19 protein-coding genes are annotated in these 19,609 nt (G+C 51.1%); 5 read left to right on the top strand and 14 right to left on the bottom strand.

Annotated elements, in window-relative coordinates:
• Nucleotides 1-317 precede the first annotated feature (317 nt).
• The 10 genes from OGY15_RS17460 to lsrA all read right to left on the bottom strand — a co-directional run bounded on the left by OGY15_RS17460 (nucleotide 318) and on the right by lsrA (nucleotide 9,716).
• Entirely contained in the window at nucleotides 318-1,313 is a 996-nt protein-coding gene (locus OGY15_RS17460) for a PTS transporter subunit IIC (RefSeq protein WP_286540346.1), read from the bottom strand.
• A gap of 11 nt (nucleotides 1,314-1,324) precedes the next feature.
• A complete protein-coding gene (sgcB, locus tag OGY15_RS17455) occupies nucleotides 1,325-1,603 on the bottom strand; it encodes a PTS sugar transporter subunit IIB SgcB (protein ID WP_103768556.1) in 279 nt (92 codons plus the stop codon).
• Nucleotides 1,600-2,721 (bottom strand): M42 family metallopeptidase, encoded by a 1,122-nt coding sequence (locus tag OGY15_RS17450; RefSeq protein ID WP_286540343.1) that lies wholly within the window; start codon nucleotides 2,719-2,721, stop codon nucleotides 1,600-1,602. The genes sgcB and OGY15_RS17450 overlap by 4 nt, the downstream gene beginning before the upstream one ends.
• Nucleotides 2,722-3,079: 358 nt before the next feature.
• Entirely contained in the window at nucleotides 3,080-3,823 is a 744-nt protein-coding gene (locus OGY15_RS17445) for a beta/alpha barrel domain-containing protein (protein ID WP_187259321.1), read from the bottom strand.
• A gap of 10 nt (nucleotides 3,824-3,833) precedes the next feature.
• Complete coding sequence (gene lsrG / locus OGY15_RS17440; protein WP_103768553.1) at nucleotides 3,834-4,124, bottom strand: (4S)-4-hydroxy-5-phosphonooxypentane-2,3-dione isomerase; 291 nt, start codon at nucleotides 4,122-4,124, stop codon at nucleotides 3,834-3,836.
• A 50-nt stretch (nucleotides 4,125-4,174) separates the two neighbouring features.
• Nucleotides 4,175-5,050: a 3-hydroxy-5-phosphonooxypentane-2,4-dione thiolase gene (gene lsrF / locus OGY15_RS17435; RefSeq protein WP_151218519.1), complete on the bottom strand. Its 876-nt coding sequence runs from the start codon at nucleotides 5,048-5,050 to the stop codon at nucleotides 4,175-4,177.
• Between the two features lie 28 nt (nucleotides 5,051-5,078).
• Nucleotides 5,079-6,101: an autoinducer 2 ABC transporter substrate-binding protein LsrB gene (lsrB, locus tag OGY15_RS17430; RefSeq protein ID WP_187252977.1), complete on the bottom strand. Its 1,023-nt coding sequence runs from the start codon at nucleotides 6,099-6,101 to the stop codon at nucleotides 5,079-5,081.
• Nucleotides 6,102-6,127: 26 nt separating this feature from the next.
• Nucleotides 6,128-7,126, bottom strand: a complete 999-nt coding sequence (gene lsrD / locus OGY15_RS17425) for an autoinducer 2 ABC transporter permease LsrD (protein WP_151224198.1) — start codon at nucleotides 7,124-7,126, stop codon at nucleotides 6,128-6,130.
• The gene (lsrC, locus tag OGY15_RS17420) at nucleotides 7,126-8,175 is read right to left on the bottom strand and encodes an autoinducer 2 ABC transporter permease LsrC (RefSeq protein ID WP_151224199.1); all 1,050 of its coding nucleotides are present in this window, start codon (nucleotides 8,173-8,175) and stop codon (nucleotides 7,126-7,128) included. Before lsrC ends, lsrD begins: the two co-directional genes overlap by 1 nt.
• Nucleotides 8,169-9,716 carry an autoinducer 2 ABC transporter ATP-binding protein LsrA gene (gene lsrA / locus OGY15_RS17415; protein ID WP_151224200.1) on the bottom strand — a complete coding sequence of 516 codons (1,548 nt, stop codon included), beginning with the start codon at nucleotides 9,714-9,716 and terminating at the stop codon, nucleotides 8,169-8,171. The genes lsrC and lsrA overlap by 7 nt, the downstream gene beginning before the upstream one ends.
• 255 nt (nucleotides 9,717-9,971) lie before the next feature.
• Between lsrA and lsrR the strand changes: the two genes are divergently transcribed.
• The 3 genes from lsrR to OGY15_RS17400 all read left to right on the top strand — a co-directional run bounded on the left by lsrR (nucleotide 9,972) and on the right by OGY15_RS17400 (nucleotide 12,992).
• Complete coding sequence (gene lsrR / locus OGY15_RS17410; RefSeq protein WP_151218769.1) at nucleotides 9,972-10,928, top strand: transcriptional regulator LsrR; 957 nt, start codon at nucleotides 9,972-9,974, stop codon at nucleotides 10,926-10,928.
• 108 nt (nucleotides 10,929-11,036) lie between these two features.
• Entirely contained in the window at nucleotides 11,037-12,629 is a 1,593-nt protein-coding gene (gene lsrK / locus OGY15_RS17405; RefSeq protein ID WP_286540337.1) for an autoinducer-2 kinase, read from the top strand.
• A 12-nt stretch (nucleotides 12,630-12,641) separates the two neighbouring features.
• Nucleotides 12,642-12,992, top strand: coding sequence for a cupin domain-containing protein (locus tag OGY15_RS17400; protein WP_151218525.1), 351 nt, complete (start codon nucleotides 12,642-12,644; stop codon nucleotides 12,990-12,992).
• A gap of 342 nt (nucleotides 12,993-13,334) precedes the next feature.
• On the opposite strand, the gene OGY15_RS17395 is transcribed toward OGY15_RS17400, so the two are convergent.
• A complete protein-coding gene (locus tag OGY15_RS17395) occupies nucleotides 13,335-13,784 on the bottom strand; it encodes a GNAT family N-acetyltransferase (RefSeq protein ID WP_151224201.1) in 450 nt (149 codons plus the stop codon).
• 124 nt (nucleotides 13,785-13,908) lie between these two features.
• Between OGY15_RS17395 and pdxR the strand changes: the two genes are divergently transcribed.
• Nucleotides 13,909-15,378, top strand: a complete 1,470-nt coding sequence (pdxR, locus tag OGY15_RS17390) for a MocR-like pyridoxine biosynthesis transcription factor PdxR (protein ID WP_278238077.1) — start codon at nucleotides 13,909-13,911, stop codon at nucleotides 15,376-15,378.
• 129 nt (nucleotides 15,379-15,507) lie between these two features.
• Nucleotides 15,508-16,221, top strand: coding sequence for a GNAT family N-acetyltransferase (locus OGY15_RS17385; protein ID WP_151224203.1), 714 nt, complete (start codon nucleotides 15,508-15,510; stop codon nucleotides 16,219-16,221).
• Nucleotides 16,222-16,238: 17 nt separating this feature from the next.
• Here OGY15_RS17385 and OGY15_RS17380 read toward each other — a convergent pair whose 3' ends face one another.
• From OGY15_RS17380 to cbdX, 3 genes are all read right to left on the bottom strand, one after another.
• Nucleotides 16,239-18,581, bottom strand: coding sequence for an autotransporter domain-containing protein (locus tag OGY15_RS17380; RefSeq protein ID WP_286540329.1), 2,343 nt, complete (start codon nucleotides 18,579-18,581; stop codon nucleotides 16,239-16,241).
• A 216-nt stretch (nucleotides 18,582-18,797) separates the two neighbouring features.
• Nucleotides 18,798-19,298 carry a hypothetical protein gene (locus OGY15_RS17375; RefSeq protein WP_151218530.1) on the bottom strand — a complete coding sequence of 167 codons (501 nt, stop codon included), beginning with the start codon at nucleotides 19,296-19,298 and terminating at the stop codon, nucleotides 18,798-18,800.
• Nucleotides 19,299-19,519: 221 nt separating this feature from the next.
• Nucleotides 19,520-19,609, bottom strand: coding sequence for a cytochrome bd-II oxidase subunit CbdX (gene cbdX, locus OGY15_RS17370; protein ID WP_151218531.1), 90 nt, complete (start codon nucleotides 19,607-19,609; stop codon nucleotides 19,520-19,522).

Here is a 19,609-nt window from a genome sequence, read left to right as displayed (position 1 = left end):
CACAAAAGAATATCTGGTGTTATTTCTTATCACTTCATCATTAGCGTAAGCCGGAAGTCCGGGTGACTGTGAATCATTTGTCCGGATGATGCGGTTTTTATTGAGAGTGACTGTACCCATCCACAACGTCCCAGTGGCAGATGGCGGCAAAGTAAACGTTCTCCCCCTTATACTGATGTCTCCATTTTTGAGGGTACAGTCATATGTCCATGCCGCCCGGGCAAACGGAGAAGATAAAATCAGCAACGTCAGTACTGCGCAGCGTATCTGTTTATTCCTTTTCATTACCTTCCTGTCCAAAGCCTTTTGAAACACCATCATGGATACATCACGCTGAACCGTACGGTGGCCGTGGTCTGCCCCCGGGGCGTGTCTGGCATCACCCGCGTCGATGGCGTCACCGTGCAGCTGCGGTTGTCCGTCCCGGCACAAAATCCCAGTGTTCCATCGGTCGCCCCGCCACCTGTCAGGTCGATGTCCTTATTCCCCGCGCTCAGCCAGAACGCAGCCGGCGTGCCACTGCCTCCTGCCGGACCGGTCATCGCCATTTGTGTACTGCTCCCTGCGACCAGCACACTCCCCACCTGCTCACCGTAAATCACCGTGGAGACCGGGGCCGGGCAGCTGATATTGATCTTCACCGGATAATGGGTCTGTGTCCCGTTTAGCAGACTGCCAAGAAATACCGTGTCCGGCACCGTCAGCGTGCAGGGAGGTACCGTGAAGGTCGCCTTTATTGTCACTGTTGCCGTGGCCGTCGTCGCCGCCCGCACTGGATGCAGACCGGCTATCGAAATACCTTCCAGCCCGACGATGTTCTGTACCCGTTTTGCCGTCCAGTCGGCCATTTTTAACGATAGCGCCGCATGGCAGATTGCCCCCAACACACCATAAATCAGGCTACCGGTCATAAGCTGGACCACCGTACCCGTAATGGCGTAGTGCCAGTAATTGTAAATATCGACGTTCATCGTTTTGGTCAGACGGGTGACCAGCATGGCGACATTGAGAAGAAAAATAACCGGGATAATCATGGCGCCAATGGCAGTCGCATAACCAACGCCGGAGGCGGGTCCTGCGCCAACGTCAAAGACATGCAGGGTCAGGCCGAAGCGTTCAATCATCACTTTAATAGGGGGACTGAGGCTGTCGATCGCCATGACGATCACCAGTCCCATACCGACAAAACCGATCCCGACCGTTACCCCTGCCTTAATCGCCTGCAGCCAGGGGATGCGGAAGATAAGGCCAATTACGATCATGATGATAGGGACGAAAACGGTACCGCCGAGAGACAGGATGTAATCAAACATAATGCCTCCTTTTATTGGGTTAACAGAGCCTTGATTTGTTGTTTTAACGCGTCGTCGTTGATCCCTGTGAGCAGGGCGGCGCCATTAAGCGTAGGGATGCCGTAATCACTGTTGGTTCGCATGGAGGTAACAATAAGGTCCATACCGTTACAGTTAAGAGGGATCTCATTCAGACAGCATTGGGCGGTAGTGGCTGCAATGCCCTGTTCAGTCAGGAACTCTTGCAGCTTGTGTGCAATCATGGTTGAAGTCGACATGCCGGTACCGCATGCCACAAGGATCTTTTTCATAATGGATGTGCCTCTTGTGTAGCGCCTGAATCAGGCTCAATGGGGAAATGTGCTGCTGGCATACCTGCCAGAGCAGTCAATAAGCGGATGCAGTCAGTCAAATCACGCAGGCTGGCAACCTCCGCCGGAGAATGGGTATAGCGACAAGGAATAGAGAGACTGGCGCAGGGAATACCATCCTGCTCAACCTGGATATAACCGGTTTCTGTTATCACGCCGGGAGCCACTTCTCGCTGCACCGGAATGTTGTGTTCAAGAGCCGTCTGTTCCAACATCCGTATCAGGCGAGGAGGCGTGATTAATCCTGCCAGCGTTCCCCGACCATGGTAGTTCAGGCAGGTGATCCCAACGCCCTGATTAATCCTGACTTCGGAATAATCGTGTAAATCAGGGGTGTCACACGATGGCGTGATATCAATACCAATCGCCAGATCTGGTTTTACACGGCGTAATACGGGAACAATGCCACGGATATTAAATTCTTCCTGTACCGAAGCCACCAGATAAACAGCGATATCAAGCTCCGTAGTACTGATAGCATCCGCTACACCGAGCAGCGCAGTACAGCCCAGACGATCGTCAAGCGCTTTACTGCACACCAGATCGTTTGCCAGGAGTTGGGGCGGGTTATACAGAGTGACAGGCGTACCGACCTGAATGCCCATCCGTAAGGCGTCATCTTTGTCTTTGGCGCCAATATCAATCCACAGTTTGTCTACGGAAGGTGACTGCGTGCGCTCGTCGCCTTTGGCAAAGTGGTATGACTTAATCCCGATACATCCCATCACCGGCCCATTGTCCCCGGCGAGGGTGACGACGGAACCAGCCATAGTGACTTGCGCAGGACCGCCTACGCGTTCAAAACGTAAAAATCCAGACGGCTCTATTTTGCGAACCATAAAACCGACTTCATCCATATGCGCAAAAATCATTAGTCTCAGTGCATCAGGTTTATCACTACCGTAGCGTGCGACGACATTCCCAAGCCTGTCTCCCCAGACCTCTTTTGCATGACGCCTGAATTCGCGCAGCATGACATCAGCGACTGCGTTTTCGTGTCCTGAGATCGCATTATGCTGCAAAAGCGAGAACAGGGTTTCCTGAACAGAAAATGACATAGCTATCTCCGTAGAACGTAAAACAATCACTCGTTGAGCGTTTTATAGGCGCTCACTGGTCGAATAATTGTGAGAACGCTCACGTGAAAACGCGCAAAGCTGCACAAATAAAAAATAATGTGAACCGGGTGGAATAAAAACGCTCAACGTTTGTGAAAGTTACGGGCTGGAGAGACCAGTATTTATGCTTGAAATAATGAGGATGAATAAAACGCGGTAACTGTTATCGCCCACTTTGTTGCAGGACGCTCCCTCTTTATGCCTGTGTATATCCAGGTTTTCTACCAAGGGAGCGTAGAACTTAATGGCATGTGGTAAATCGTTAGTATCCTGGTGATAAAAGAAAATATAGCAGTACTTATTGCGCTGAATGAATTGTAGCGAGCCAGTGAGAGATATTGTCCGTCAGAGCATCGTTCCTGAAGAGTGCGCTGCCGGATACTACACGATCCACTCCGCTGGCGATGATCTCTGGAAGTTCTTCCAGGTTTAGCGAACCATCAACTGCCAGCAGAATGGCGTCTCGCTTGCCGGCTGCATTGAGTAATGCGACAACCTGCGCGATGCGTCTCAGTAACGCTGACTTGCTGAGTTTGCTACCGTAGCCGGGATTTACCGCCAGAATTTGTATTATTTCAACGTCTTCAATGACCGGTAGAATATATTCCAGTGGTGTTGCAGGGCACAGGCTAATCCCTCGCAAAAGCGGCATAGTGCCACCGGAAACTTCAGCATTTTGCTCACCAAGCCAATGAAGCATATGGTGTAGATGCGGCGTGTTTTCCACCTGCAACGTGACGCAGTGTGCTCCTGCCTTTACGCTTGCCTGCACAACGGGCCAGGGATTATCCACCATAAGGTGGACATCCTTAATCATCTGCTGTGGCAACTGTGCGATAGCCCAGGGGCCAACGGTGAACTGAGGGCAAAAATGTCCGTCCATCAGATCCAGGTGAATAACGGGTTGTTCAAGCGCGCGAAGATTTTGCTGATACTCCCCGAGTTTGAGCCACTGACCGGCAAGAATGCCGATGCTTAACGGGTAGTGCTTCATTAACGATACGCACTCTGTGCGATTCAAACCGGAAAAGGAACGGTTCATTTTTAGATCCTTATGGCATCAATCCATTGAAGACGCGTTTTTTTCGTGGGCAGCTCATCAGTGATTCCAGTTTTTCCACACAGGCAAGGTAGTGGGGCGTAGTTTTATGGAACGCAACGGCGGCTTCATCCTTATAGGCTTCATAAATATAAAAGCGGCTCTCAACTTCCGGATCCTGCAACACATCGAAGCGGAGATTCCCCTCTTCACGCACCGACCCCAAATGATTGAGGCGAAATACCTCGATAAACTCGTCGACTTTATCTTCGTGGACGTTAATTTCCACCAGAGTGACATGCATACTTTTCTCCTTAAAACGCATGGGCCCACCAGGGCAGGCCCATACCCTTTTTAGTTTTTTTCGCTCAGATAGAGTTCGTACGCGCGTTCAGCGGTTTCATTACGATGCACCACCGCGTGGACGGCCTTCATCATGGCGACTGGGTGCTCGGACTGGAAGATGTTACGCCCCATATCGACGCCGGATGCGCCCTGATCGATGGCCTGCCAGCACATCTCAAGCGCTTCACGTTCAGGTAATTTTTTACCACCCGCGATAACAATCGGAACCGGACAACCCGCGGCGATGCGCTCAAAACCTTTATCGACATAGTAGGTCTTGATGATCTGCGCCCCCATCTCTGCGGCGATACGGGTGGCGAGTGAGAAGTAGCGCTGATCGCGAACCATGTCTTTCCCCACGCCGGTCACCGCCATTGTTGGCATGCCGACTTTAATGCCGGCATCGATCAACTGAATGATATTTTTGATCGACTGATGTTCATACTCACTGCCGATATACACCTGTGCCGCTACGGCGCAACTGTTGAGACGAACGGCATCATCCATGGAGAGCGCGACCGCCTCATTGCTTAACTCGGTGAGAATTGAGTTAGCGCCTGAGGCGCGCAGGACTACCGGTTTGTTGGTGGCGGGGGGGACCACACTGCGCAGGATGCCGCGTGTGCACATCAGTACATCAGCGAGAGAGAACAGGGGAGCTATATTGATATCAATACGCTCCAGTCCTGTTGTTGGTCCCTGAAAATAGCCATGGTCAAACGCGAGCATAACCGTTCTTCCGGTCTCAGGATTAAAAATGCGCGACAGTCGGGACTGCATCCCCCAGTCAAGTGCGCCGCATCCCTTAAGTGTGAACGGGGTATTGCGTTGCGGCGTATCGGTATGGAAATCCTTACCATCTTTGATGTCATCTAAATCAGCCATTTTTTACTCCACGGTTACGGAATGAAAATCAGAAATCGTATTTGTCGATGTTATCTTTAGTGAACACCACGCGTTCAGGCAGAAGCACAATGCCATTTCCCTTCGCCTCGTAGCTGTAGCCCTGCACGCTGTTCGGCGAGACTTCAACTTGCCCAACACCCGGAATCTCCAGCTTGTCCCCAATGTTCATGTCGCCTTTTTTCAGCAAGGCATCAGCCACGTATATGGAAATCTTGCCTTGCTGGACCACGTCCCAGAGGCCAAATTCTTTTACCGTGCCGCGTTCAACATAAGGACGCATTACGTTTGGTGTGCTGAAACCGACAATCGCCACGCTGGTATTCTTCAGGTTCTCAGCGGCCTGAGCTGCAGCAGGAAGGGCGTTGGCATCCGGCGCAATGATGGCGTCGAGATCGGCATAAGCTTTAATAATGCCTTCTGCGGTTTGCAGCGATTTGGTGGCGTCGTTATAGCCAAACTGAGTGGTGACAACTTCCCAGCCCGGATGATCTTTGGAGATCTTATCTTTGGCCTCTTTCACCCACTGATTCTGATCGGTTACGGTCGGGCTGGAGTAGAAGAAGGCCACTTTGGCTTTCTCTTTTTTGACCTGGTTTGCGGCCATATCAACCAGCATGCCGCCTAACTGCGCTGGTGTACCCTGGTTGATGTAGTACGAGCGACATTCCGGTTTGGTGTCAGAATCCCATGTCAGAACTTTCACACCGCGTTGCATGGCGCGCTTTAACGCCGGGCATAACCCATCAGGTGAAACAGCGGAAACCACAATGGCGTTATACCCCTGGTTAACAAAGTTATTGATGAGTTGAACCTGACCAGAGACGCTGGGCTCTGTCGGACCGTCATAGGTAACATCGACACCAAGCTCTTTACCGGCCTCCAGGGCACCGTTACCACCACTGGTAAAGAACCCCACCCCAACCAGTTTCGGGATAAATGCGATTCGCTCTGCGGCATAAGCGTTGAGGGTGAACGCCGCCAGGCTAAGGGTACTGATTACGGCAATTTTTTTAATGCTCTGAATAGTCATGTACTTTTCCTTTAGGGCAATGGGTTTCAGGCCTGCCGAACAGCGCGACGACGTGCCATCCAGTCTTTAATTTGCTGACGATGCAGGCTGACGGAACGACCTACGACAACGACAATAAGTAATGCACCAGAGAGGGCGCTGGATATCTGGTTAGGCACGCCAGCCATCTGCAACCCCTGCTGCAGATAGCCCACTAACAGCGCGGCGATGGCTGTGCCGAGAATTGACCCGGAACCGCCATAGATGTTGGCACCGCCCAGGACGACCGCCGTAATGGCCGGCATCAGGAAGGAGGCCCCCAGATCGGAGCGAGCAGAGCCAAAGTAAGAAACCAGCAGCACCGCTGCGACTGCCGATGCAAAGCCGGTCATCGCGTACAATGCGTATAGCGTCTGATTCACCGGGATAGCGCTATACAGCGCCACGCGGGGGCTTTGCCCAATCAGGAAGACATTTCGTCCGGCGTGGGTTCGGTGCATCAACAGCCAGAAAAAGAGCACGCTGACGAGAAAGAAGATCAGTGGCACGGGCAGGCCCAGCACATCAAGGTTGGCAAAATCGGTGAAGCCCTGTGGGAAGCCGCCAATACCTTCATAACCGGTCGCCCCTGCCATCCCCGACAGCAACAATGCGCTGCCGCCAAACAGGTACAACGTTCCCAGCGTGATAACCAGAGGATTCACGCCCGTGTAGATAATCAGCCCGGCGTTGATCAATCCGCACAGCGCGCCCAGCGCGAGCGTCAGGATAATGGCCAGCGGCAACGGTACGCCCCCCTGGAACATCACGCCCAGCGCGATAGCGCACAGCCCCATCGTGGAGCCAAAAGAGATATCGATCCCGCCGCTGACGATCACCATGGTTAAGGGGAGGGCAACAATACCAATGCAGATAAAGTCGCTGGTGCTGAACAGCAGTACGTTCAGATCTAGCAGTCGAGGGTTCAGAGCGCCAAATCCCAGAATTTCAATCACCAGTAGCGCGGCGAGCGCCAGTTCCCAGCCGTAACGATGTAAACGAGTCATCAGGCAACCTCACGTTTTTTAGCGGTGCGCACAGTATCCGCGGCGCTTTTTGTCGACGGACACGGCTGAGACTGCGGAGTGAAGCGGGCATATTTTTGTCGGCGGATATTACGTTCCAGCGCGCAGCGCAGTCGGCCGTCAAATACCAGCACCGCCAGCAGGACCAGACCGGCAATAAAGTCATTCCACCAGGCCGGAATGCGCAGCAGGACCAGTACGCTATCGATTTGAGTCAGGAAATAGGCACCAAGCACGGCGCCAATGATTGTCCCGGAACCGCCCAGCAGACTGATTCCACCCAGTACGCAGGCAGCAATGGCTTTCATTTCCAGCCCGGTTCCGGTCTGATTAGGGATGAAGCCAATCTGAGAAGCAAAGACGATCCCAGCCAGCGCCGCCATGCAACCGTTGAGCGAGAAGGCCAGAATACGGATGGCTTCGGTACGTACTCCCAGTTGCCGTGCGCCCTGCAAATTATCCCCGGTGGCATAAAAACAGCGACCAAAGGCGGTTTTTGCCAGTAGCCAGGCCATCAGCAGCATCAGGAGTAGGGTCAGCCAACCGATGGCGGAGATCCCGAGGAAAACCGGGGCGGAGAGTTGCTTAAGCTGTGCAGGCAGTCCTTCAATCCATTTACCGCCCGTCCAGAGCAGCATGACGCCGCGATACAGACCCAGCGTTCCTAACGTGGCAACAATTGCCGGGATTTTCAGCCAGGCGACCAGCACGCCATTAATAACCCCCGCCAGCAATCCCAGTAGCAGCGTCGCTACGCAGGCCACGGGCAAGGGATATCCCGCGTTCAGCAGCAGCCCCAGCAGCACGGCGCACATCCCGGTTATCGAGCCGACCGATACGTCGATGTTGCGGGTCAGCATCACCAGCGTCGCTCCCATCGCCAGCAGCATGAGAATTTGGGCGCTGCTGAAGATCATCGTCAGCGTCTGAACACTGAGGTACTGGCTGTCAAGCATCCCCGGCAGAACGAACAGCAACAGCACTGCCAACAGTGCGGTTGCCTCGCGATTATTCTGAATAAATTTCAGCATGGCGCCTCCCCGGTATGTGGCGTAGTCCCTGACGGGCGGTCGCCGAACGCAACGTGCATGATGGTGTCGACATTAATCTCGTCGCCCTGCAGGGCATCGTTGCCTGTTTCCCCCTGGTGCATGACGTAAACGCGATCGGCCATCTGTTCGATCTCCTCCAGATCGGACGAGATGAACAGCACCGCGACATTCTGAGCCGCAATACTGCGGAGCAACTGGTAGATGTCGTTACGGGCAGAGACGTCCACTCCGCGCGTCGGCTCATCCACAATCAGCACTTGCGGCGAAGCTTCGAGGCATTTGGCGATCAAAATTTTTTGCTGATTACCACCGGAGAGCGTGCGGGCAGGTTGTTCGGGATCGTTCAGCTTGATATTGAGCGCGCGGCGATAACGTTCGAGCGTGGCGCTGTCTTTTGCCGGATTTGCCCAGAAACCGCTGTGGTTATGGGTTAATGCGCAAACATTCCACGCCAGCGAGGCATCCAGATTCAGTCCTGATGATTGCCGATCCTCCGGTAGATATACCAGACCATGCTGCAGACGCTCGCGTGTGGAAAGCGTGGAGATATCCTTGCCGCCGAGTACGACGCGTCCGGCCCGCAGAGGTCGTAGCCCGTAAAGCGTTTCTGCAAGTTCGGTGCGCCCGGCGCCGACCAGGCCAGCCAGACCTAAAATTTCCCCGGCACGAACCTCGAAACTGACGTTCATGAATCCTTCACCGGTGACATTTTCGAGGCTCAATACTGGTGTGCCTGCATCGTGCTGCGGACGGTTGCCAGGCAATTCCAGCCACAGTTTCTGGGTCGCGCTCAGCGTGTTAGTACGTGACGCTGGCGTAATGGCCTGGATAATTTCGTCTGTGCTCAGGTCCGCCGTTTTACCGGAGAGCGCAATGGTTCCGTCCCGCATCACGCTAATGTAATCCGCAATCTGGCGTATCTCAGGCAGCTTGTGGGAGATGAAAACGATCCCTACGCCGGCACTCAGCAACTCACGCAGACGACTGAACAACCGATCTGTTTCTGCTGGTGTGAGTGAGGCTGTGGGTTCATCAAGGATCAAAATTCGCGAATCGCGCATCAGCCCGCGCAGGATTTCGACCATTTGCCGGTCGGCGACATCCAGTGAACCGGCCTGGCTGTTGATATCAAACTGGCAGCCCAGCGCGGCGAGCATCGCGCTCATTTTTTGCGCCGAGCTTTGGTGTTTGGGCAGACCAAACAGGACATTCTCTTTTACCGTCAGGCTGGGGAAGAGCAGTGGCTCCTGTGGTACAAGGTAGATCCCCAACTGATGCGCCAGGATCGGCGTCAGTTTTGTACAGCGGGATCCTTCAATCTCAATGCTTCCGCTGTCCGCCGGAGTAATACCGGCGATAATTTTCATCAGCGTGGATTTCCCGGCACCATTCCCTCCCAGCAGCGCATGGACTTCGCCTTTGCGCAAGGTAAAGTTAATACCTTTCAGTACCTTAACGCCGGAGTACTGCTTACAGACAGACTGTGCGCTGAGTAGCGGAGCGATTTTTTCGTGACTCATTTACGTGCCACCTCCGTTCGGCCTGGGTAGAATCAGGTTGAACAAATGTATTGAGCGATTCGAATTGTTCATAACCTTATGACCTAACTGCTCATAAAACCGACGAATAGATCACGTTTTATGCTAAAATGATCGGAGTAATTAAATTTGTTCAATAAAAAGCCACCGAAATGTGGGTTTAATCACAGTTATTAACTACCAATGAATGAACAATTGCGTTCAGAAATTCGATATGTTCAAAGTGAAGACAGAATGATGACTATTAACGACCCGATGATTTCCGGGCAAGGGATGTGTGAAGAAGAGTTGGTGGCACGCATTGCGTGGTTCTATTACCACGACGGTATGACGCAGAGCGACATCAGCAACAGGCTGGGGCTGACGCGGCTTAAAGTGTCGCGCCTGCTGGAGAAGGGGCATCAGTCCGGGATTATTCGTGTACAGATTAATTCTCGCTTTGAAGGCTGTCTGGAATATGAAACTGAATTACGTCGTCGCTTTGAGCTGAACAATGTACGGGTCATCCCGGGACTTCCCGGAGCAGATGCCTGCGTTCGCCTGGGGATTGGCGCCGCGCATATGCTGATGGAGTCACTCCAGCCACAGCAGATTCTGGCGGCCGGTTTCGGCGAAGCGACCATGAACACGTTAAAGCGACTGAGCGGATTTATCTCTGCTCAACAAATTCGCCTGGTGACGCTCTCGGGTGGCGTGGGGCCTTACATGACTGGGATTGGACAACTCAACGCGGCCTGTCCGGTCAGTATTATTCCGGCTCCGCTTCGCGCCTCCTCAGCAGAGATTGCCCGGACGTTAAAAAATGAAAACAGCGTCCAGGATGTCCTGCTGGCTGCCCAGGCTGCCGACGCGGCCATTGTCGGTATCGGCGCAATCAACCAGAAAGATGAGGCCACCATTATTCGCTCAGGCTATATCACTCAGGGTGAACAGCTGATGATTGGCCGCAAAGGCGCTGTAGGCGACATTCTGGGCTACTTCTTTGATGGCGAAGGGCAGGTGATTCCGGATATGAAGATCCACGATGAACTTATCGGGTTAACCCTCAATACCCTGAAGACGATCCCGACGGTGATCGGTGTTGCCGGGGGCGTGAATAAAGCGGAAGCGATCGCTGCGGCGATGAAAGGGGGTTATATCAACGCATTGGTCACTGACCAGGAAACTGCCGCCGCTATTGTCAGCGGGCAGTAATGCGTATCTGCCGTGCAGTCGCGCGGCAGGGAAGTAACAGAATTTCCGTTTGTACTGTGGAGAAAGCATTGACGACCTGACAAATATAATAAGCCGAGGACAAAAACGATGGCCCGACTCTGTACCCTCTCTGAATCAGCACATTACCTGATGGCACTGGACGCCGGAACCGGAAGCGTTCGCGCCGTGATTTTCGACCTGGAAGGTAAACAAATCGCGGTGGGGCAAGCGGAATGGCGGCATCTCGCCGTACCGGATGTGCCCGGCTCGATGGAGTTTGATCTGGGGAAAAACTGGCAACTGGCCTGTGAGTGTATTCGTCAGGCGCTGCATAACGCCGGGATTGCGCCAGAAGCGATTGCTGCCGTTTCAGCCTGTTCGATGCGTGAAGGCATTGTGGTCTATGATGCAGAGGGGACGCCTGTCTGGGCCTGCGCAAACGTGGATGCCAGAGCGGCACGGGAAGTCAGCGAACTTAAGGAGATCCACGATTACACCTTCGAAAGTGAGGTCTATCGCAGCACGGGACAGACGCTGGCGCTGAGCGCCATCCCACGCCTGCTCTGGTTGGCGCATCATCGTTCGGATATCTATCGTCGCGCCTCAACGGTCACGATGATCAGCGACTGGATGGCCTACATGCTCAGCGGTGAGCTGGCGGTGGATCCTTCCAATGCCGGAACAACGGGCCTGTTGGACCTCAAAACGCGAGACTGGAAACCGTCATTGTTGCAGATGGCAGGATTGCGGTCGGATATTCTCTCACCGGTTAAAGAGACAGGAACGCTCCTGGGAAGGGTGACGGCCCAGGCTGCTGCACAGTGCGGGTTGAAAGCAGGTACGCCAGTGGTAGTAGGCGGCGGAGATGTTCAGTTGGGCTGCCTTGGCCTTGGGGTCGTACGTCCGGCGCAAACCGCCGTGCTGGGCGGCACATTCTGGCAGCAGGTGGTGAATTTATCCGCTCCGATTGTTGATCCGGAGATGAATGTGCGCATTAATCCGCACGTCATTCCGGGAATGGTGCAAACCGAATCCATCAGCTTTTTTACTGGCCTGACGATGCGCTGGTTTCGTGACGCTTTCTGTGCAGAAGAAAAGCTGATCGCTGAGCGTCTGGGGGTAGATACCTACACCCTTCTGGAGGAGATGGCTTCCCGGGTACCGGCAGGTGCATGGGGAGTGATGCCAATTTTCTCTGACCGGATGCGTTTCAAGAGCTGGTATCACGCCGCTCCTTCGTTTATCAACCTGTCCATCGATCCGGAAAAATGCAATAAAGCTACGCTGTTTCGTGCGCTGGAAGAGAATGCGGCCATTGTATCGACCTGTAATTTGCAGCAAATCGCCGATTTTACCGGCATCCATCCTACTTCACTGGTATTTGCTGGGGGGGGCTCGAAGGGCAAACTCTGGAGCCAGATTCTGGCGGATGTATCAGGGCTGACGGTTAATGTGCCGGTCGTCAAAGAGGCAACGGCGCTCGGCTGCGCCATTGCTGCCGGTGTCGGGGCAGGGATCTGGTCATCTATGGCCGAGACCGGTGAACGACTGGTACGCTGGGAGCGGGAACATGTGCCGGATAAAGAGAAGCACGAGCTTTATCGGGAATCACGTGAGAAATGGCAGGCGGTATATCAGGAGCAGTTAGGTCTGGTCGATCACGGGTTGACGACCTCTTTGTGGAAAGCGCCGGGTTTATAACAGGAGATCGCCATGATTAAATCGAACGAAGCGCAGCATGAGTACCGTTTTGGTGATAGCGGCCCGAAATATCTCATTCGCGGTCCGGTATGTGACATGGGCGTCGTCATGCTCCAGCCCGGTCAGTCTTTTCCCAACCATCGTCACATCGAAGCCTGCGAGATTTTTTATACCCTGGCAGGTGAAGTGACGTTATATCTGAACGGTGAGCCCTACACGTTAGGCTCGGGGGATGTTTTGCACTGCGATCCCGGTGAAGCACATTTTCTGGTGAACAGAGGTGAGGTTCCGTGGAAAGGCGTCTTTGTTAAATCTCCGCATATTCCGGGAGACAGTCATCCGGTTGAGCCGACGACGTATTAGCCTCTGGTATTTTAAGTAAATCGACTCCATTAGATGAAGGCTGGGGCGGGTGATGTTACTCGCCTTGCTCCATTTATCGAATGTAGACATGGTCGAATCCTACCAACTTGCCGGGCCTCTGGCATATTGCTACCGCGCTATTGTCTATACCTAATCGCGACCGCGGGGCTTTTCTTGCCGCCGTAATAATACAAAGTAAATTTAAAGAAAGTCTGAATTATGAAAATCAGCCTCTTCTCCAGCTTGATTATCACCAATACAGCCTCTGAGTATATTTACTCAGAGGCTAATCTTTGATTTTAAGTACTGAATAATTAAAGTTTGCTCAGAGTATCATTTCCCTCACATACGATATTCGATCATCCCGCTCTTTTTAGCAACCCAGTCATACAAGCGTTGTCCACGCAGATTGGTTTCATGTGTATGCCAATATAATCTTGACGCGTGGTGTTTTTGAGCCTCTTGTTGAACATACTCGATAAGCTGTTTACCGATGTGTTGTCCGCGTACATCTTCGCTAACAAATAAATCTTCAAGATAGCAATAATTTGAATCTGTCCAGGTTGAACGGTGAAAGAGATAATGCACCAGACCTACTATTTTTCCATCATATTTAGCGACAGCACAATAAACAGGCTCGCACGGCGTAAGGAAACGCTCCCATGTTAATTTTGTTACTTCCTCGGAAATTTTAGTGCGATAAAATGTTTGGTAGTTTAGCCATAAAGGAAGCCAGTTGGTGTAGTCTTGTTGTTCTGCGGTTACTATAGTAATAGTCTTTTTGTCGTTCATATATTTATCCTGATATTATAAGAATAATGTGCCCGGATGATTATCCTGGATTTTTTATAACTTCTTGTAAAGTGACACTTTTCATCAATTGATAGGATCCACTTTTAGCATAAAGGTTAATAAAATGAAGAAAAACAATGCACCTTTATTTCAAGGATTTGTTTTAGGCAACGGCATCGTGAAGGAACAGATCTATCACACACTCCGTGATCACATTCTTACAGGCCGATTACCCGCAGGAACAAAAATGCCTTCAACCCGGGCGTTGTCCGAGATGATGTCAATTTCACGCAACTCGGTGATTGCCGGTTATGACCGGTTATTAGATGAAGGGTATATCCTGACCCGAAAAGGGTCTGGTACGTATGTAGCGCACAATATTCCGGATCTAAGTATCAGCAATAGTTATCCGAAGATAGAGTTAGGGGAAGTCGTCGCGCCAGATGAACAAGTAAACAACCGAAATGACCCGGTTCTGGATTTATGGTCGAATGAGTATGAAGGGCGCGGCATGAACCGTCTGTTTGCGGTTGGCGTTGGGTGCACGGATCTCTTCCCACATGCGTTATGGGGAAAACTACTGCAGCGTGTCTGGAGACAATCCAGGCATCAACTGGGCGCTCACACTCATCCTTGCGGCTATCTTCCTCTGAGAAAAGCGGTTTGCCGTTATATCAAAACAACGCGTGGAGTGAACTGTAACGAAGATCAGATCATTATCGTAAATGGCATCCAACAGGCATTGAACATTACTGCGCGAGCGCTACTTTCAACGGGAAGTGATGTTTGGCTGGACAACCCTGGTTACAAAGGTGCGCGAGGGGTTTTTATGTCAGTTGGCGCTATGGTTAGGCCAGTCCAGGTAGATAGCGAAGGAATGAACGTCCGCTATGGCATTGAGAATTTTCCAAACGCTAATCTCGCCTATGTTGTTCCGTCGGATCAATATCCATTAAGCGGATCGTTGAGTTTAACCCGGCGTTTTGAATTGCTGGAATGGGCGAAGTCAAACCAGGCATGGATATTTGAAGATGATTATAATAGCGAATTCCGGTATGCCGATCGTTCTTTACAAGCATTACAGGGATTAGATCAGAATCAACGGGTAATCTATGCTGGAACATTTTCTAAAATGATGTATCCAGAATTCCGTTTAGGTTTTTTAGTTGTCCCTCCTGGTTTAAAAGAACAGATTATGGTGACGAAATATTTTACCGATCTCGGCACCAGCTATCTTGAGCAGGCAGTGATGACGAGTTTTATTGAGGATGGGCATTATGCCAGTCATGTGCGTCGAATCCGCAAGGCGTGCTATGAAAGAAGAACGACGCTGGTCAATGCCATTCAGGATTATCTCGCTGATAAAATGATCGTTCAGCCTTCTGACTCCGGCGTTCATATTGTGTGTTGGCTACAAAATGGCTTAACCGGAAATGAAGTTGAAGAGAAAGCCAGATTACTTGGCATGGGAATACTCTCCCTAAGCCGTTATTACCACGGGGATGTCTTACGACAGGGGATTTTAATTGGCTTTGCCAATCATCCGTCAGAGGAAATTGTTGATGGGATACGTCGCCTTGCTCAGGTTATTTAAATTGTAACTTATTCAATTTTTATCATTAATACAGTGGATCCGTAAAAAATACGCATTGTGGTTCTTTTGGCCTGGTCAGTTTGATCATACTCTGCGCGGGTTTAATCCTGTTTTGTAAGAGGTACGGATATGTCAGACATCTTTAATCAATTCCATCAACCCATTGGTATGTCTTTGTCTGACTGGCGTGGAGCCCCTTTTCCCGAGGCTCAACAAATTACAGGTCGCTATTGCCAGCTTGAACGTATTAACGCCGCTCGCCATGCAAAGGGTCTTTACGAAGCGTACTGCGAAGCGAGTGATTTTCGCGACTGGACTTACTTGCCGGTAGGACCCTTTGAGACCTTTGATGCCTTCTTCGTTTATTTAAAAAAGATTGAAGAACAAACAGATCCCATGCATTTTGCCGTGATCGATTTAGCCAGTATGAAACCTGTGGGTACGTTTGCGCTTATGCGTATTGATCCCTCCAATGGTGTGATTGAGGTTGGGCACATTTCTTACTCCCCTCTGATGAAACGCACGCGAGCGTCAACGGAAGTCATGTCATTGGTTTTAAAGTACGTTTTTGAGGACCTGGGCTATCGTCGTTTTGAATGGAAATGTGATGCTTTAAATGCGCCTTCCCGTGAAGCGGCAGAGCGCTTTGGCTTCAGTTTTGAAGGCATATTTCGTCAGGCTATCGTTACCCGTGGACGTAATCGTGATACTGCATGGTACTCAATCATTGACGGGGAGTACCCGACGCTCAGACCCGCCTACGATATGTGGCTCGATGAGGGTAATTTCGATAACCAGGGACGGCAGATTAAGCGTCTTGCAGAGCTGATGAAAAGGGCATAATTAAATTACATTTCCAGCTACCATCCTAGTGAGAAATTAAAACCGACCTGCGTGCTGCCTTTATTGCTGCTATTTTTCTGATACCCCGCCTGTAACGTGTAGGCGGCATTCGCGGTCACGTTACCCGTCAGGCCTATCGCCATGAATGGTCTTAATCTATGATTTTCATGAGGTTTGTTGCTGAATCCCCCGGCATATTCAATATCCCCTTGAAAGCCATTAGAACGGCTGGAGAGATTGGTGCTGACGCCGAATTGCGAATTGAGCCTGAGCGTTTTGGCGAGCTGATACTGAGTTTTGAGCCCGGTCTGTAATTCTGTTGTGGCTATTTCAAGTCGCTCAAAATGTGCAGGGAAGGCTATATCTCTGTTCTCCTGATAGCCATCGCGGGTCAAGGATGAATACCGAAGCCCGGTAAATGGGCTGAAAAAAAACGGTTCCGAGACGACAAAGGTATAACTTGCCTCGGCCGATGCAGTATAACCCTTAATGGTCGAGTGACCTTTTCCTGCCTCGGTGTTAGCTCGTGTATTACGTTGGATAGTAACGTTATCCCGGATCCCTGCCATTGAGAGAGCGACAGTCAATCCTGCGGGTTGTGTTCCCCGGTGGTATTGCAGATATCCGGCGATACCAGGGTGTAGGTTGTTACGAAAACGATAATTATCGTTGATCCTGCCTCCGAGCGGAAAACTCAATGCGATCCCCGATACCAGTGAACCATCCGCGAGAAGTGACATACTGGCATTGAAGCCCGCACTATCCCGGCGATTGCCTTGCATCGCGTCGGCCTGGAAAAAAGACTTCAGGCAGTAACGGTTGCCAGGGGTACTATAGCAACGTTGGTCCGACAGTGATGTTAATGCCTGCTGGTATAAATCCAATACCTGGTAGCTTCTCTTTGCTGTGTCGGCCATTGCCTGGCGGCTATTGATAACATCAATGATAGTGATCTCCGGTTTTTCCTGAGGGATGTCCTGTGGCGGCGTCACGGGCGGATTAACCGCTGGCGGCGTCACTGGCGGATTAACCGCTGGCGGTGTCACGGGCGGATTAACCGCTGGCGGTGTCACGGGCGGATTAACCGGCGGTGGTGTCACGGGCGGATTAACCGGCGGTGGTGTCACGGGCGGATTAACCGGTGGCGGTGCCACGGGGGGATTTACCGGAGGAACAGGCGCGGGGTATTTTATTCTCCAGAGAGTGGCGTGAGTTTCTCCTGCATCAGTGTCAGCACTGCCTGCAATAAGGGTTCCATCGTGATTAACAACCCGCGCCACAGAACTGCCGCTGTTGTCCCGGCGTAAAGTCCCGAGTCCCGTCATCTTCGCGTTTCCCTGACGGTACAGGTATGCCTGGGAATCGCCTGAATCGGTATGCGCGCTACCGACAACAACCTGACCATCAGCAGAAATGGCATAAGCGTAGGAAGGACCGTTATTATCTGTTTGCAGCGATCCAAGATTGGTCATGCGCCGATCGCCTGCATTATACAAAAATGCTTGTATCCCGCCACTGTCGCTGGCGGCGTTCCCGACAATAATGTTACCATCGGCCGAAGTGGCCAGGGCCAGCGAAGAACCGCTATTATCAGCGCGCAGCGACCCTAATCCTGTCATCTGTAATTCATCGATAGAATAGCGGAATGCCTGGCTGACACCTCTGTCGGTTTGTGCGGAGCCGACGATGATTTTTCCATCGGCAGAAATGGCTGTCGCCTGTGAACTGCCCTTATTGTCACTGCGTAGCGTCCCTATCCCTGTCAGGTGAGTACTTCCATCACGATAGAAAAAGGCCTGACTGCTACCGTAGTCGGTATCTGAATTTCCAGTAAGAATGCTGCCATCATCTGAAACCGCGGTGGCCGAAGAATAACCCTGATTTTTAGCGCGAAGTGTGCCCAGATCGCTCAGGCTGCCACTGCTCACCAGATAACGAAAAGCGTGAGAATAACGAGCGTCGACATCAGCCTCTCCAACAACCACCTGACCGTCACCCGATAAGGCATGAGCGCTGGAATAACCGATATTATTCGCCCTGAAAGTACCGATTGGCGTCAGATGCGTATCGCCAATGCGGAAAACAAAGGCCTGGCTTCTGCTGGTATTGGTATCCGCCCAACCTGCAATAACGCTCCCGTCATTGGAAATGGAGGTTGCTTCTGAATACCCTTGGTTATCACTTTGCAACGTACCTAAATCATGCGCAATAAGATTATCCAGATTGATAATAAACGCCTGGCTGTTTTGCTTGATGGTGACCGTTCCCACCGCATGAGAACCATTTTCGGCAATGGCGGTAATTTTGGAGGTGGCGTTATCGGGAAAATTGCCAGCAATATCTTGGGGATCAATAGTCAAAGGCTGCGCTGACGCGCCTGAGTTGATTAACAGCCAGGAATATAACAATGTTTTTACTTTCATAACTAACTATATACCGTGAAAATTTTTGTCTGTGTTATATGAATTCGGAGGGGAGTTGATGAGATTTATCAACTAAATAATGATTGTGGTATTAATGGCTAAATAAAATTATCTTATTTTGTGATAATTGAGATAACAATTGGATATCCATTACTAAAAGTGCAGTTGTACGCTGAAAATAACAATCCCAGGTAATATCACCCCACCTTCAACACTGGCAGATTTATTAATGTTATATTGCAAAGCATGATAGATGTAAGGTGCAAATCCTATGCCGGTAACATCCTTAATGTTTTTATAGACTCCTTCATCGCCACAATGGCTAAAGGTGTTGAGGAAAAACTCCCCGGCATAGGCATATCCACCTTTAAAGATCCAGCGTCCCTCGGTAATCCAGTCTTTGCGTACGCCTAGCAGTAAACATCTGTCAGCAAAACTATTTTTCAGTGAACCGATGGCCAAACTATAGTCAGAATCCGGGCTAAGCCTTCTCTCAAAAGCAACATACTGATTCTGAAAATATTGGGTATAGCTTTTGGCTGGATTATAGGCATGATAAACGAATGCGGTCGGATTGATCGCATACAACGTTTTCTCGCTACACATCGCAAATGTTGAATAAGAAAGGATTAACACTGCTACTAAATACTTCATGGACAACCTTGTTCATTAGCTGGAAATTATACTGGATGGTGAGTCACCAGATTAGCGATCCTGATTTATAAATCAGGTTGTGTAAACTGGCAGGAGTATAATTAAATCTTAGGTGTAGCATAAACCTGCATGGTTTTAGGAAAATAATATTTAAATACGGTATGGCTTGCAGCAATCAAAAATAAACCGGAGACAGTCCATCGCTCCCTCCGGTTTCAGGATTATTTCAGCCGGGGCTCAAGCCAGACCAGCGCCAGTGTGGAGAGCGCGCACATCAGCAGAATGCCGACAAACCAAAATAGATACCACAT

It is taken from the genome of Citrobacter sp. Cu231 (assembly GCF_030332265.1).
Classification (GTDB): domain Bacteria; phylum Pseudomonadota; class Gammaproteobacteria; order Enterobacterales; family Enterobacteriaceae; genus Citrobacter; species Citrobacter meridianamericanus.
The sequence above is the reverse complement of the archived record's forward strand: the minus strand, read 5'-3'. Positions and strand labels throughout refer to the sequence as shown.

Coding starts and splice junctions, on each gene's coding strand:
- OGY15_RS17460 (WP_286540346.1), bottom strand. CDS start 1,313: ATGTTTGATTACATCCTGTCTCTCGGCGGTACCGTTTTCGTCCCTATC.
- sgcB (WP_103768556.1), bottom strand. CDS start 1,603: ATGAAAAAGATCCTTGTGGCATGCGGTACCGGCATGTCGACTTCAACC.
- OGY15_RS17450 (WP_286540343.1), bottom strand. CDS start 2,721: ATGTCATTTTCTGTTCAGGAAACCCTGTTCTCGCTTTTGCAGCATAAT.
- OGY15_RS17445 (WP_187259321.1), bottom strand. CDS start 3,823: ATGAACCGTTCCTTTTCCGGTTTGAATCGCACAGAGTGCGTATCGTTA.
- lsrG (WP_103768553.1), bottom strand. CDS start 4,124: ATGCATGTCACTCTGGTGGAAATTAACGTCCACGAAGATAAAGTCGAC.
- lsrF (WP_151218519.1), bottom strand. CDS start 5,050: ATGGCTGATTTAGATGACATCAAAGATGGTAAGGATTTCCATACCGAT.
- lsrB (WP_187252977.1), bottom strand. CDS start 6,101: ATGACTATTCAGAGCATTAAAAAAATTGCCGTAATCAGTACCCTTAGC.
- lsrD (WP_151224198.1), bottom strand. CDS start 7,126: ATGACTCGTTTACATCGTTACGGCTGGGAACTGGCGCTCGCCGCGCTA.
- lsrC (WP_151224199.1), bottom strand. CDS start 8,175: ATGCTGAAATTTATTCAGAATAATCGCGAGGCAACCGCACTGTTGGCA.
- lsrA (WP_151224200.1), bottom strand. CDS start 9,716: ATGAGTCACGAAAAAATCGCTCCGCTACTCAGCGCACAGTCTGTCTGT.
- lsrR (WP_151218769.1), top strand. CDS start 9,972: ATGACTATTAACGACCCGATGATTTCCGGGCAAGGGATGTGTGAAGAA.
- lsrK (WP_286540337.1), top strand. CDS start 11,037: ATGGCCCGACTCTGTACCCTCTCTGAATCAGCACATTACCTGATGGCA.
- OGY15_RS17400 (WP_151218525.1), top strand. CDS start 12,642: ATGATTAAATCGAACGAAGCGCAGCATGAGTACCGTTTTGGTGATAGC.
- OGY15_RS17395 (WP_151224201.1), bottom strand. CDS start 13,784: ATGAACGACAAAAAGACTATTACTATAGTAACCGCAGAACAACAAGAC.
- pdxR (WP_278238077.1), top strand. CDS start 13,909: ATGAAGAAAAACAATGCACCTTTATTTCAAGGATTTGTTTTAGGCAAC.
- OGY15_RS17385 (WP_151224203.1), top strand. CDS start 15,508: ATGTCAGACATCTTTAATCAATTCCATCAACCCATTGGTATGTCTTTG.
- OGY15_RS17375 (WP_151218530.1), bottom strand. CDS start 19,298: ATGAAGTATTTAGTAGCAGTGTTAATCCTTTCTTATTCAACATTTGCG.
- cbdX (WP_151218531.1), bottom strand. CDS start 19,609: ATGTGGTATCTATTTTGGTTTGTCGGCATTCTGCTGATGTGCGCGCTC.